This window comes from Sporomusa rhizae (assembly GCF_041428845.1).
Taxonomy (GTDB): domain Bacteria; phylum Bacillota; class Negativicutes; order Sporomusales; family Sporomusaceae; genus Sporomusa; species Sporomusa rhizae.
The window spans coordinates 3,378,977-3,393,623 of the sequence record NZ_CP156925.1; the positions used below are offsets into that span (position 1 = coordinate 3,378,977).

Below are 14,647 nucleotides of genomic sequence, written 5' to 3' on the forward strand. Positions count from 1 at the left end.
GTGTTAAAACCATTATAGAATGGAGGTTGTTTTTTCGGCAAATTCTTTGTCAAAGGAACTTGCATTATAGTAAAGTATTGTGGATAAAACATCTGTTAAATTCATTTTTCGCATATTGTCGCACTTCTTCTTCAAACTGCTGGAACTTCTCCAAAAATTGGGCACCTTTTCTTGTTAAGTACGTCTTCCCGCCTTTACTGCCGCCATGTTTCCTTTCAACCACGGCATAGCCTAACTCCTGTTCCAGCTGATTAATCATATTCCAGGCCTTGCTATAAGATAAGGCAATATGCCGGCAGGCACTGCGAACAGAGTGTGTATCCTGAATCAAAATCAATAGCAGCTTTGTGCGCGAATTAAAAAACAGAGACTCATTTTCAATACTTACTCTCACAAAAGGATGCAAAATTTGCTGATTATGTTTTTTGATAAGTTGATTCAACCTGTGAGTATTATCCATGTCACGGAGAATACCCTCATCTTCTACATCCAGTCTGTATTTCTCAAGAGTTTGAATGGCTCCCTGCATCCCCATATCCCCGCCGTACGCCAAAATACTGGGAATGAGTTCACAAGAAAGCAAGAGCGGATGTCCTGATTTTCCATGACAGAAGGGTAAAATCAGTTTCTTATCACATTCCTTCATCTTTTGTAACGTTTGGGGAGTAAACATGGAAGTAGTAACCGGGGTAAATATTACCTGATCACATTTATTCTGTATGAAGTCCAGTCCAATCTTGGCAGAATCGAACTTCCGGGAAATATCATATTCTTTATTCCGTAAAAATATGACCCCATAATCTGCTAAGTCATGCTCAATTTCTTCAGCTTTATCACCGGTAATAACTACAATCGGCGAAATGTTGGCTTGCTGAAAGGTTAAAACAATTCTTTTTACAACCGTGATTGAGCCCATCTTCAACAATGGATTTGGGTCTCTTGCGTCTTTGGTTTTGCCTGCAGCAACAATTATGCCGCCTATTGTCTTATTTTCTCTCATGTCCCTACCTCTTACGCCGTCCAGGCAACGTCAGTTTTTGCATGCTGTTGTTCATTCGGCTCCACAGAAACTCCGGACCATTGCCATTTTTAATGGCTTACTACTTCGCTATTTGGCCGGTCCTGTACCTCCTGCTGTCATTTGGTCGGTAATCCATTAACGCTAGGCATCTTTGCTAGTTCCGCGCTTGTGCCTCACACTTTTTCATTACCAATATCTTGCAAAAACCATGCCAAAAGTGCATCTGGAACCATAGGAACCAGCTTGTTCCAGACAGTTGGCGGCCCGGGTATAGGCCATAACATAGTACGGAATGACTCTATCACAATATCTTTTCTCGACTTTAAAATTCTAAAAAATCAGTCTAATTTCTTAAAAAATACAGCTTTGCCCCTTATCAAAATGATAATTTCTATCATTTTGATAAGGGGCAAAGCTACCCTGCTACATCTTATCCGGTTTCACAAAAAACAAGCTCTTTTTTAGCTTGTAACTCCCTGCAGCTAATTCTATTATATTATCAAATTGATAATTACGAAGAAAGATTACTTTGGCCAAGTTATTTGTATTTTGCCTGGCTAAAATAGCATCTATCAATCCTCCTGCACACGTCGTTCTTTGCAAACTACCATGCAAAAATCATGCCAATTATTCGAACTTCTTTACCGGGCGTGGTTGGGAAATTAAGCGATTTAGTGATACTGACCAAATTATAGATTGCTTATTTAATATCATGGTATAATAATATAGGCTTTATTGAGGAGGGGACGATTAAAGGATCGGAGCACTCAGCAGAGATGTCGTTAAGCTAAGCAAATGAGGTGCTTATTATATCTATAGAAATTCTGTTACTACTGGTAATCATTGGAGCACTAATTTTTACACTGACCAATGGCCTCCATGACGCGAGTTCAGTCGTTGCTACCTTCATTTCCTGTGGAGCAGCCAGTCCGATTAAAGCGGTAGGAATGGCGGCCGTATTTGGGCTGATTGGAGCCTTGACCAGCAGCAGCGCCGTCGCTGAGACCGTATCCTCAATCATTGACATTCCACCAGAAACTGGATTATTAAAAATATTACTATCTGCAGTCATTGGTGCAGTGATTTGGAATTTGGCTACATGGAAATTCGGTTTCCCTTCAAGCTCCACACACGCCCTGGTCGGCGGTTTACTGGGTGCAGTCTGGATATCCCACGGAATAATGCACATCTTGTGGGGTTGGAATGAGCTTATCGGTCCCAACCATCATTTGATTGGAGTTATAAAAATTTTTGCGGCTTTGATTATTTCTCCCCTATTGGGATTTATTGCTGCCTTTATTTTACAAACTATATCTAATATCATTTTGCGAAACGCAAATTTTAAGATTAATATATGGATTAAAAAAATCCAATGGATAATAGCCGCGTTGCTGGCCTATAGCCACGGCGCTAACGATACTCAAAAAATTATAGGAATTATGTTTCTAGCTTTAAGTGCAGCAGGATATACCAGCGGACATATCTTGCAAGAATGGATTAGAGGATTAGCTGGGGGGGTAATGTTTCTCGGAACCTTGCTGGGCGGATGGTCTATCATGAAAACGATTGGACGCGGAATTTACGCCATCCGGCCAATACATAGCCTAAATTCCCAACTAGCTTCAGGCGGATCAATTATCCTGGCTACACTTGCAGGAGCACCAGTTTCTACTACCCACGTCGTCGTAGGTAGCGTAGCGGGGGTTGGAGCCGCCGATGAATATCGAATGGTCAATTGGCAAATTGGCAAAGAAATAATATTAGCTTGGGTATTTACAATCCCTTTGTCTGGAATAGTAGCTGCACTTGTGTGTTACCTGTTAACCGTTATTTTCTAGGAGTGGTAGTATGCCAAATAAATTCTGGGAACATTTTTTCCCGGTTGAACAAGATTTTTATAAGATGTTAAGTAACCAGGCGAATGCAACCGCTGCTAGCGTAGGCATTCTTGAAGATTGGCTTAAATCTGGCTCAAATCAGATTTCTACTGACTTGCTCCGCCAAGCGGATGAAATAGACGCCGGACGAATGGATATGGAAGCGAAACTAATCGAAGCTTTTGCAACGCCGTTTGATAGACAAGATATATATTCTCTTTCTGTCGAAATGGATAAAATCGTAGAGTATGCTCGTTCTACGATGGAGGAAATGATCGCTTATGGTGCCACTTCAGACGAAACAATCATCAATATGGTCCAAAAATTACATTATGGTACTAACTTACTTGCGAAAGCAACTAACCTTCTAAAGGAAGACACCTTAGAGGCGCAAAAGCTCGTCGATAATATACGCGAAGCTGAACGCAATATTGTAAAGGAATACCGCTCTGGTATGGCAGTGTTATTAACAGCTGCAGATGTAAGACATTCCATCAAATACCGGGAAGTTTATCAGCATCTTAAAGAAGCAGGCAATTCTCTCGGACGCGCGACAGATGTTTTCCACAAGATAGTCATACGGATGATTTAAACAAGCCTGGACTCCTCCATGAATTTAAAAAGTCTTTAACCCTGATGCAACAGGGTTAAAGACTTTTTTGGGTGTAGCTAATAATACGAAAACCTACTGAGCTATTCTCTTAATTCGCGGTTCCTCTTCCACCCGTATTACCTTATCAATATAGACGAATTCCGGCTGATCCCCTTTCCCTCGATTCACGGCATACAAATGTTTCTGGCCCCAATCGTATAGCAGCAAATACTCTTGCCCATTTGCCGTAATGAGCATTGTTAATTTGATTGGCTTAACCTCGGCACATTCAATTTTTTTATCCGCTATATGCAGCGTCACCATACTATAAATACCCCTCCTTTTACCCCTACGGAGGCTCTATGCCCCTCCTGTAAAAACCCATTCATGGTTTTTACAGGAGGAAATTAAAAAGGATCACATACGCAGGATTATTCACCCTACACATGCGATCCTATCGTTAGTTGCTACAGTATCAAGATACAGGACAGACAACTAGCAGAACCCGTCAGCGCGGCCTGCCAAACCGGTATCAAGATATTATTCAAGCGATTATTGCATGCAGTCGCTCAGCCCCTGCTTTACACGCCAATCCTTATATCCTATTTACCAAAACTTGTAATCAAGATGGCAAACAGGTATAATAAGATTGTCGTCGTGAACAGTTCGCTGTTACGTGTAGGTGCTGGAACACCTGCTCGTGCCGATAGGTGTTCCAGCACCTATTGGACACGGCGACTATACTTTTTAATTTCCACCTATTCCCAATAAAAAATAGTATCCTTTTGCATGAATTGCAAGTGCTATGTAAAATTATTCTTGGATCAACCCCGGGAGGTTTTACTCCAATAGATAGCTTGTCATAGACAAAGAACCTTTCGTACAGGAATCATTGAATATCGTAAGCCGGTCATCCTCCCGAGAAGCTCCTAATATATAGAGCAAGGGATAAAAGTGTTCTGGTGTAAAAAAGGCTAATTCTGAGGATTTCCCTGCCTTTCCATAATGTATAACATCCTGGTACTGTCTTTTACTTATCTTTTCCATAATATAATTATCAAATTCGACGGCCCAGGGATGCCCGCCTTCCATATTCCAATTGATTTTGGCAAGATTATGGACAACATTTCCACTGCCGAAGATCAAAACTCCTTTTTCACGCAACGAGCTTATTTCATGGCCGATTTGGAAATGCTCCAGCGCACCGCTATCACTATCTACACTAAGCTGAAAGACAGGAATGTCTGCCATAGGGTACATGTTGCACAACACAGACCAGGTACCATGATCACAGCCCCAGCTATTGTCAACTTTTACGTCTCTACTGATTAAATTCTTTGTCACATGAGCGAGTTCAGGCGAACCCTTAACTTTATACGCAACCTGGTATAGTTCCTCCGGAAAGCCATACATATCATAAATCGTTTCGGGATTGGCTGCATCGGATATTCTTGTGCCATGTGTATTCCAGTGAGCAGAAATTGACAGGATGGCTTCGGGCCTAGGAATTTCCTTGGCTATTTTTGCCCAAGCCCTCGAATAATCATTGTCTTCAATCGCATTCATCGGTGATCCATGCCCGACAAATAGTATCGGCATTTTTTTAACCCCGTTTATCACAATCGCTCCCTCCTTCTAGTTAGTTGATTATCAACAAAAAACAAGTTGGTATCATTTGGTAAGTTATATGTATTACTATTACGTCAATAATTATTATTTATTGGTAATAATTCAATTAAAAGCAATATTTTCCTGCTTGCAAATAGCAATTTCACAGACCGTTATTTCATCCTTACCCTCAATTGCCAAATAACGTAACCGCCTGTTTCATTTTTTTTATAACATCGACACCAAAGGGACAGTTTTTCATACATAATCCGCATTCTATGCATTCATTGGCTCGATGCTCCAGTAAATCATAATGATTCTTTAATGTACCCGGAACAGTTTCCTGAATCAACGCTAAATCTAAATATTTATTAACTGCAGCAATATCAATTTTTTTCGAACAGGGAGCACAGTGTCCACAATACATACAATGGCCGCTAAATGAACTTTTCGGCGCATTTGCCAGAACTTCACTATAATCTTTTTCTTTAGTACTTGCAGTAACATAGGCGGTTGCTGCAAGTACTTCATTGCTATTGGCTACCCCAATCATTACGGAAGCAACTGCCGGTCTAGTTAAACAGTAATGCAAGCATTGTACTGGGGTAAGGGCTTTTTCAAAGGGCGATTGCTTATCACTTAGCAAAACGCCTGCAGCATACCCTTTCATAACTGTTAAAGCAACACCGGCATTTTGACAAGAACGATACAACGTATCACGGTTTGGATCAATGCCTTCATAAGTTCTGTCTTTAAAAGTATGTTCTTCAAATAGTATATCTACATCCTCGATGGCTGGTAACATATCATACGCAGGATTAATACTAAATAAAATTACATCTATCAGTCCTGTGTCCATTGCTCTACATGCGATATCGGTATTATGCGTTGATATTCCTAAAGACTTTATAACGCCTTTGTCTTTCAATTCTTTTGCATACTTAATTATTTCTCCAGCAAAAATGTTATCAAAATCGCTTTGCTCATCAACATAATGAATCATTCCAACATCAACATGATCTAAATGCATTCTATTCAAAAAATCTTCAAAGGCATCGACAACTTCATTAAAATCCCTGGTACGCCGGTATTGTCCGTTATCCCAGGCAGAACATAGATGTCCCTCAATAACAAAACTGCTGCGGGGATATTTACCTAACGCTTTGCCAACATTATTTCTAACTTCAGGATTTGAATTATATATATCAAAAAAATTAATACCTTCCTTCATTGCACAATCAATTATTGTTTCGCAATCTGCATAGCTTTTGTTTTCAAATCCTTCACCGCCAATACCAATGGCGCTTACTTTAATCCCTGTTCTCCCTAACATTTGATATTCCACAAAATCCCCCATCGCAAATTTACCAAAAGAGTAACCGGTTCGCCATTTGCCCTTTCTTTTTACCAATCTATTTTAGTTTTTCCTCCTTCATTACATTTTCTAATTCTTGGCTATAGAGACCGCTGCCCACTTCTTTCCGTTTAATTATTTACCGGCAAAATCAAAATAATTACACCCTTCCCTGCTACTCCTAAAAAAGGGCTGATGAACAATAACATTATTGCTTATCAGCCCTTGCTCCTTTATTACAATGCTTTTATATCCTTGATCAGCATTTCCACGTTTTCTTTCTTCGTAGCCCAACTGGTACAAAATCTCACAGCACTGTTTTCCGCATCAACTTTTTCCCAATGAGAAAAAGAATATTTCTCGCTCAATTTGAGTAACGCCTCATTCGGTAAAATGGGAAACTGCTGATTGGTCATAGAGTCATAGCGGAAAGAAAATCCTTGTTCAGCAAATGCCTCTCGAATCATCATCGCCATATCGACAGCGTGCTGAGAAATTTCATAGTATAAGCCATCTTCAAATAAGGTTTCAAACTGAATTCCCAATAATCGCCCTTTAGCCAGCATTCCTCCATGTTGCTTGATACTATACCGGAAATCTTTTTTCAAGGCATCATTTACAATGACTACGGCTTCCCCCATCAGAGCACCGACTTTCGTTCCCCCTATATAAAATACATCGCATAGGCGAGCAATATCTGCCAAGGATAGATCACTGTCTTTGGCTGTCAGACCATATCCTAATCTCGCGCCATCCATAACAAGCGGCATACCACATTCCCGGCAGACTTTACTTATGGCTTCCAACTCGGATTTACTATAAGTGGTTCCATTCTCGGTAGGGTGAGAAATATAAACCAAGCCAGGCTGTACCATATGCTCATGGGTTACATCATTCCAGTGAGCATCATATAGTTCTTTTACCTGCTCAGCCTTAATTTTCCCATCATCACTCGGTAAAGTAAGTACCTTATGACCAGTAGCTTCAATCGCTCCCGTTTCATGCACTGCGATATGTCCGGTACTCGCCGCAACAGCACCTTGATGCGGACGCAAAATGGAAGCGATAATAGTAGTATTCGCCTGTGTTCCTCCCACTAAAAAGTGTACATCAGCATTCTCGGCCTGACAGGCTTTTCTTATATAAGCTCTGGCTCTTTCACAGTGTTCATCCATTCCGTATCCCGGAGTCTGCTCTTCATTGGTATCCATTAATCGTTTCATAATGCGCGCATGCGCACCTTCTGTATAATCACACTCAAATCGAATCATCATTAATCCTCTCCAATTTTTTTAAAATTAGCAACATAGAAGTATGTAGCTGTTTGATTTCTTTTTCCGATAATCCTTGCAATAACCTTACGATTTGTTCATCAGATTTTTTATTTAATTGCTTATATAGTTCAGTACCTTTTGCAGTCAAACTAATTAGATTTGATCTGTTATCCAGAGTAGAATCTTCCTTTATAAGAAGTCCCTCTTTGCTAAGCTTAGCAATTACTCTGCTCAAATAGCTGCGATCAATCTTCAGGCTATCGACCAAATTGTTTGCTATACACTGCCCCAGCATACCGATTTCTATAATGACCCGGGCTTCGGTTAGAGAATATCCGGTATCCAGCACAGTCCTATCCAACACACCAAGTAATTTTGTATAAAATCGATTGAAATGCCGTATATCTTGAATGACATTATCATTTACATCCATTCCAGCCCTCCTTTAGTGGACTTTGTCAACAATCACAATAATGCATGTAATGGATTTTGTCAACAATATTCTCCAAATTTTCTAGTTTTTAAGTGAAAGTTGCAAAAAAAATAAATTCTGCGTCTTATATAGGAATATTTCATTTACGTTATTTCCTAGGGGTTTTACTCTTGCAGCAAAAATTCTGTTTTAATTTTTCTGTAGCCAGTTGTTGAATCTGCGCGGTTTGTATTCACCCCTAAAAAAAATCGCTTAGACAACGTCTAAGCAAACATGAGACACACTTATTTTATAGCTTGTTATCAAGTTATTTCCGTTCTACCTATTAGCAAATTTGTTTAACACTTCATTAAATGATCTAAATAAACTTTTAGTCTAGAATCGTGCTTTAGGAAATGACAAGTTTGCCAAAAATCTATTTTGAAAACCAGGTTGCGCTGCCAACTCCAAATAGCGGACTTTACGAGCAATAGCGATGCTTCTTTGCATTTTTTCGCTGGATAACATAGCTTGAACCGCACCTGTCCCAGCCGCATTACCGACAGAAATCACATTCTCCCTCTTACATCCTGGCAACATCCCAATTATTAAGGCACTATCAATGTCTATATAATTGCCAAAAGCCCCTGCCAAGCAAACCTTTACTTGATCATTCATCCCAAACTTTTCCTTCAAAAATTCAATACCTGTGCAGATTGACGATTTTACCAGTTGGAGCTGGCGCACATCAGCCTGCGTAATCGCAACATTCTTGCCACTGGCGTTATTATGCCCTGCACTGAGTACAAATTCCCATTTACCGTCTCGCCGCTGCAGACGTTGTTGTAAAAAATCCGGGAAATTTGCTGTCTCAGGGTTATTAAACCGTCCATTTTCTTGTAAAATGCCGACTTTGATGAGCTCGGCCACTGCTTTTACTAAACCTGAACCACAAATACCCTCAGGCTTGGTATTACCAATCACCGTAAGATTAATATCGCTCTCAGTAATAACAACATCACTAATAGCCCCCTCGGCTGCCCTCATACCATCGCGGATATGTGCACCTTCAAAAGCGGGTCCGGCGGCTGTCGAGCAGGCATATAGCCGCTCACAGTCTCCAATAACCATCTCTCCGTTCGTTCCTAAATCCACCAATAACATGGGAATTTCCGAAACATCCTGGTCTATTGCCAAAACGGCTGCCGTCGTATCAGAACCGACAAAGCTTGCGATAGTAGGCAGAACAACAACTTTTCCTTGCGGATTTATATTGAGCTCCAACTCCGCTGGATTGAGAGGGGCTATATATTTAAATAATGCGGCATAGGGCTTGCGTACCAGCGTTGATGGCGAAATTTCCAGCGCTAAATGAACCATAGTCGCATTACCGGCAATGGTTCCGGCATAGATAGAATTAGGAGATACCTCAGCTAAACTACATAATTCAGCGATAATCTGGTTTAAACACTGCCTGATAAGCAGGGACAGCCTTTCCAGCCCGCCTTCCAGTTCATGGGTAGCTTGAATTCGCGAAATCACGTCTGCGCCCATTGATGCCTGAGGATTATTCTGAGAATATACAGCCACGACTTTTTTAGCGTTAATATCTACCAGCATACCCACAACAGTAGTTGTCCCGATATCAAAGGCCACACCGTACAGTAAGCTTGACGTGTCTTGCGGCTCGACCGCTATAATCTTATTTTCAAGCAGCGTAAGCGTTATATGCTCGGGTTTTGTTTCTACCACATCATTCAAATTCCGCAAAATTGCCGAATTATCCATAATCTCCATGTTGCGAAAACCACCCACTATCGGTTCAGGTTTAACCACTGCCTGATAAATCATTTCCTGCAAAGAATAGTGGTTTTCTATTGTGGGATAGTCCGGTGTCAACCTAACTTTCTTTACCAGCGGCATACTGCTGTCGATAACAATTTCGCCAGTCTGTCCCTTTTGACTTGCCGCCGCATCGTTTAGCTTTATTGTCACATCACCCAGCGGATATACCTGACAGGCCTGATATTTATTATCTTTATCAGCCTGCACTTTTTTTCCTTCCTTGCCTAGTACCTCACCGCGAACAACTTGGATTTTACACTTGCCGCAAGTACCCCTGCCGCCGCAATTTGCTTCTAAAAATACCCCACCTTCAATAAGGGAATGCAAAATTGTTTTGCTTTGTTCACAGGGTATCTGTTTGTTTCTGCCATCAATACGCAATATACACTTTGAAGTTGCCCCGGTCATTTGTAAGTCCCCTCCTATTCAATAAAAAACCAAAAGAAGAGCACTATTCCATAAGGACAGTTCTTCTCTTGGTGAAATGTATGTAACACACTTATCTGAAAGGAAGCTAGGTGACGAAACAGCATTGTTGAATCACTTGCAGCATTCACTCATACTGTCGCGGTACAAAATGGCAAGTGAGCCATCAACTACTTCATCAATAACCTTTTTGCTATGTCCAAAGACTAATACGTTGATATCCAATTCGATAGTATTACATTCGCCAGACAATTCGTTTTCCCATTGAAAAGATGGCTTTACATCCACCCGGTCTAACTTAGTAAGCGATAGAAACAAAAATTCTTCTTCTGAAAATTTGGCAAGTATCTTAATATGTCCAACAATAATACCATTGTGAGACAGTGGCCTGCCAATATTCTGTATCAGTTGCTTTACAAGGTTCTCAATAATTTGTTTGGTCGCAGACTTATTAAAACTAATGCTATACTTTTTACTAAAAATCGTAGCATCCGTTAGATTTGTGGGGGCTTGTGCCAGTTTACGGGTGAGTTTATGGGTAAACTTACGCAAAATGAATTACCTCCTCAATTATCTCTGAAGGTAATTTTTCGGCTGCACTGGTAACCTTAATCGGTACGTTGCTGACTAATTCCCGGATATCGTTGATAATTTCCTCCCGATCATCCCCGGCAATATCGACCTTGTTAATAATAACAAAATCTGTTTTCTCTACCTGTCCGGTAACAAGCGGCCCCAGAATTTCCTTTAACTCAGGCCAGCGAGCCATATCAACAATGGTTATGGTCTTAAAACCGGTGTAAAAGTTACAGTAGTCATTAATCAGTTGCGCAATCTTACCGGGAATTGCCAAACCCGTCATTTCAATCATTAACCAGTCCGGCTTAATGGTCTCATTTATTTCCCTTACCGCAGTTATTAGATCACTGGTAATCTGACAGCATACACAGCCGCCAAATAATGGCTTTACCTGCAGGCCGCTGTCAGTTAATAACTTATCATCTATTCCCGCTTCGCCAATTTCATTTTCAATAAGAGCTACTGTTTCACACTTGTTTTCAGTAATATATTTGGCAATTTGTAGAATTGTGGTTGTCTTACCTGAACCTAAAAATCCACCAAAGAGCAAAATATGCATAGCGCGTCCCACCTTGTACCTGCATACATAATTTTTTTTCGCCAGTACCACAATTATAACATTATCATTTACATTTTTCCTATGATTTTAGACCCCACAAATTGGCACTACTATTATGCTGTTAAGTAGCATTTTTGAACTATGTAACGAAAAATAATTAAATAGCGCCGGAAGCCTTCCTGGACATCTCAACTGCATCATAGGCATTTTTGCAATAGCCATCGGCACTGCACCATTTGGCAACATTTTCATCAACCGGACCACCACCAACCAGAACAGTTGCTTTAGTACCGGTATCTTTAACTGCTGCTACAGTTTCTTTCATAACATCAAACGCAGTTGTTAACAGGCAGAACATGCCAACTACGTCAGGATTATGAGTTTTTACCGCATCAATAAAACTTTCTATAGGAGCGTCAACACCGATATCCACTACTTTGAAACCGTTGCAATTCAAAATAGTTGAAACAATATTTTTACCAATATCATGGATATCATCTTTTACCGTACCTAAAATAACTGTGCCAATGGCTTTCTTATCTCCACCGGCAGCAAGAGCTGAACCTAAAAGAGCGGCTGCATTCGAGAATACTTCTGCAGACATAATGAGCTCGGACAAGTAATAGTCACCAGCTTCGTAGAGTTTGCCAACGCCTTCCATACCTTCTTGCAACTGACCAAGAATGTCCACTGCTGCCACACCATCTGCAAGCTGTCCGTTTACGGCTTCAATTACTAAATCTTCCTCTAACTCAGTTACTGCTTTTACCAAATCAATCTTTGCCATTATTAATTCCTCCTCAATTAATTTTTTAAGCTACCCGACGGCGGTAGGACCTGTTATTCATAAAGTCCTTTTCTATGCGCCTTAAGATAATTTTTACAATACCTGTCATTCCCCAGCAAAGCCTGCCCTGCATATACCACACCCATCATGGCTTTATCTGTTGGGTTTAATATATAGCCATCCATGCCCACTGTCATGGTTTGAACCACAAACAAGCGATTAAGAACGGCTCTATTAGGAAAACCATAAGAAATATTGCTCAACCCACAGGTAAGATGTACGGCAGGATATTTCTTCTTAATGGCATAAATAGCATCCAATACTGATTTACCATACTTGTCATTAGTACTTAATGGTTTAATCAAGGGATCAATATAGATGTCATCCTGGCGAATTCCTTCTTTTTCCATATCGTCAATCAGCTTGCTGGCAATGCGCAAACGATCTTCGGCAGTTTCCGGCATGCCCGCATCTTCGATACAGAGCGCAACAATCTTAGCATCAAATTCTTTTACTAACGGAATTACTGCCTTGTAGCGTTTCTCTTCAGCAGTTGTTGAATTAATCATCCGCTTGCCGTTACCGGTCTTTGCTAAAACCAGACCCGCCCGCAAAGCATTTTCATCCGGACTGTCAATACATAACGGCAAATCCGTAATCTCCTGGATTGTGTTTACCAACCATTCCATACACTCGATTTCCTGGCCTACCATAGTGCCACAGTTAACATCAAGATAGTTTGCGCCAGCTTCTTCCTGTTGTTTGGCCACCTCTTGGATATATGCCGCATTTCTGGTTTCAACCGCTTCGCGAATTGCTTTGCGGCTGGTATTAATGAGTTCTCCGATGATTAACATTAAGACTTATTCCTCCAATCCGCCTATTACAGTTGTATATACATCTATATAAATAGTAACGCACCAATAGTGATTTGTCAATATATTCTTTTATTTCAAAATTCATCTTATTGCTTTTAACAAGCTATACGTTGCGGAACCAGAGAATAATCATTGCCACCGCACCCGTCAAGCAGAAGGCTACTAAACACATAAGTCCGCCAACATAACTGCCTGTCGCATTAATAAAATAGCCCACAATCATCGGAGTAATCGCACCGCCAAGACTGCCCAGCGCGCTCTCAAAGCCACTGCCGGCTCCCAGCGCTCTAGCCGGTACTACTTTTTGGATTATGGACCAATGTCCTGGCAGTCCGATAAGCAGAGCAGATACTGCTAACACGAGACAAAGTGCCGCTTCCACCTGTCCGGTCGCGTGGGCAGCAAAAAAAATTCCTACTGCACCGCCCAGCATATGCAGTACCCCCAAAGTTGCTTTCCGTTCAATTTTATCTGTTAAGTAACCGGCTACTATAAGAGAAATAATGCCTACGGCATAGGGTGCGTTCGCCCAAAAACCCATACTACTCCAAGTAAAGCCCATGGCTTGTTTGAGATAGGATGGAATCCAAGTCGCCAGTCCCCACCAGGCCGAAGAACTGAATACATAAAAAATAACACAAAGCCAGTAGTCAAAATTCAATAAAAAGCTTTTCCAGTTGTCCCCTGTTGACTTCGACTCAGTTGTCCTGTTTAATATGCTATTTGTTTCTGTTATTAGCCCATTTTCAATGTATTCCAGTTCGGAAGAGCTAATCCTTTTGTTCTCGCGAGGTTGATCAGTAGTAAATAACCAAACCAGCAGTAATGGTATTACACCGATAGCCGCTAGTGCAAAAAAACTGGATCTCCAGCCCCACGCCCCGATAATCCATACCATGAATGGCATTGCCAACGCCGGCCCCGCCGTCAAACCAATAAGCCAGGTTGAATTTGCCCTAGCCCGTTCCTGTGGAGGGAACCAGTTTTTTACAAACTTCATTTGCATTGGCCAATGCATTCCTTCACCCAAACCTAAAATACATCTTGCAACGATCATACCGGCAAAACTAGATACCACTCCTCCATAAATACAGGAAGCTATCCAAAACACAATGGCTAAGGCCATCACCTTACGAGGGCCCCACCAATCGCCTAACGGACTTAATATGGCATTGGTAATAGCATAAGTAAATAAAAACATGGACATTAACGAGCCTATCGCCACCGCATCACCTTTAATTCCCATCTCCCGGAGAAAGGTTTCGTCGGCAACCAGAACAGAAATATTGACTCTATCAAGATAAGCAACTAATAATGTCACTAAAAGAATCAAGATCAATACTACACGCTGTTTTACCGGACTCGCTTTTTCCGACTCTACAGGAAGAGCTACTCTTTCAGTATCCACTTCTATTACCTCCTTAACCTAATTTTT

General features: G+C 41.0%; 14 protein-coding genes. 2 read left to right on the forward strand and 12 right to left on the reverse strand.

The features are described 5' to 3' along the window. Positions 1-64: 64 nt before the first annotated feature. Positions 65-1,000, reverse strand: a complete 936-nt coding sequence (locus SRRS_RS15960; RefSeq protein WP_371361903.1) for an NTP transferase domain-containing protein — start codon at positions 998-1,000, stop codon at positions 65-67. An 821-nt stretch (positions 1,001-1,821) separates the two neighbouring features. Between SRRS_RS15960 and SRRS_RS15965 the strand changes: the two genes are divergently transcribed. Both SRRS_RS15965 and SRRS_RS15970 read left to right on the forward strand, forming a co-directional pair. Beyond that, positions 1,822-2,859 carry an anion permease gene (locus tag SRRS_RS15965; protein WP_371361904.1) on the forward strand — a complete coding sequence of 346 codons (1,038 nt, stop codon included), beginning with the start codon at positions 1,822-1,824 and terminating at the stop codon, positions 2,857-2,859. A 10-nt stretch (positions 2,860-2,869) separates the two neighbouring features. After that, positions 2,870-3,490 carry a DUF47 domain-containing protein gene (locus SRRS_RS15970; protein WP_371361905.1) on the forward strand — a complete coding sequence of 207 codons (621 nt, stop codon included), beginning with the start codon at positions 2,870-2,872 and terminating at the stop codon, positions 3,488-3,490. A 93-nt stretch (positions 3,491-3,583) separates the two neighbouring features. On the opposite strand, the gene SRRS_RS15975 is transcribed toward SRRS_RS15970, so the two are convergent. The 11 genes from SRRS_RS15975 to SRRS_RS16025 all read right to left on the reverse strand — a co-directional run bounded on the left by SRRS_RS15975 (position 3,584) and on the right by SRRS_RS16025 (position 14,620). Next, on the reverse strand, positions 3,584-3,814 hold the full coding sequence (locus SRRS_RS15975; protein ID WP_371361907.1) for a hypothetical protein: 231 nt from the start codon (positions 3,812-3,814) through the stop codon (positions 3,584-3,586). Between the two features lie 516 nt (positions 3,815-4,330). Beyond that, positions 4,331-5,110 (reverse strand): 4,5-DOPA dioxygenase extradiol, encoded by a 780-nt coding sequence (gene ygiD / locus SRRS_RS15980; RefSeq protein ID WP_371361909.1) that lies wholly within the window; start codon positions 5,108-5,110, stop codon positions 4,331-4,333. Positions 5,111-5,288: 178 nt separating this feature from the next. After that, positions 5,289-6,443: an aldo/keto reductase gene (locus SRRS_RS15985; RefSeq protein WP_371361910.1), complete on the reverse strand. Its 1,155-nt coding sequence runs from the start codon at positions 6,441-6,443 to the stop codon at positions 5,289-5,291. Between the two features lie 245 nt (positions 6,444-6,688). Then, positions 6,689-7,723, reverse strand: a complete 1,035-nt coding sequence (locus tag SRRS_RS15990; protein WP_371369851.1) for a low specificity L-threonine aldolase — start codon at positions 7,721-7,723, stop codon at positions 6,689-6,691. Further along, entirely contained in the window at positions 7,710-8,159 is a 450-nt protein-coding gene (locus tag SRRS_RS15995; RefSeq protein WP_371361911.1) for a MarR family winged helix-turn-helix transcriptional regulator, read from the reverse strand. The genes SRRS_RS15990 and SRRS_RS15995 overlap by 14 nt, the downstream gene beginning before the upstream one ends. Positions 8,160-8,534: 375 nt before the next feature. Beyond that, the gene (locus SRRS_RS16000) at positions 8,535-10,391 is read right to left on the reverse strand and encodes an ASKHA domain-containing protein (protein WP_371361913.1); all 1,857 of its coding nucleotides are present in this window, start codon (positions 10,389-10,391) and stop codon (positions 8,535-8,537) included. Between the two features lie 132 nt (positions 10,392-10,523). Beyond that, positions 10,524-10,961 (reverse strand): hypothetical protein, encoded by a 438-nt coding sequence (locus tag SRRS_RS16005; RefSeq protein ID WP_371361914.1) that lies wholly within the window; start codon positions 10,959-10,961, stop codon positions 10,524-10,526. Continuing rightward, entirely contained in the window at positions 10,954-11,547 is a 594-nt protein-coding gene (locus SRRS_RS16010) for a GTP-binding protein (RefSeq protein WP_371361915.1), read from the reverse strand. The genes SRRS_RS16005 and SRRS_RS16010 overlap by 8 nt, the downstream gene beginning before the upstream one ends. A gap of 157 nt (positions 11,548-11,704) precedes the next feature. Further along, entirely contained in the window at positions 11,705-12,334 is a 630-nt protein-coding gene (locus tag SRRS_RS16015; RefSeq protein WP_371361917.1) for a B12-binding domain-containing protein, read from the reverse strand. Between the two features lie 53 nt (positions 12,335-12,387). Continuing rightward, a complete protein-coding gene (locus SRRS_RS16020) occupies positions 12,388-13,191 on the reverse strand; it encodes a methyltetrahydrofolate cobalamin methyltransferase (protein WP_371361918.1) in 804 nt (267 codons plus the stop codon). Positions 13,192-13,315: 124 nt separating this feature from the next. After that, entirely contained in the window at positions 13,316-14,620 is a 1,305-nt protein-coding gene (locus tag SRRS_RS16025; RefSeq protein WP_371361920.1) for an MFS transporter, read from the reverse strand. Positions 14,621-14,647 lie beyond the last annotated feature (27 nt).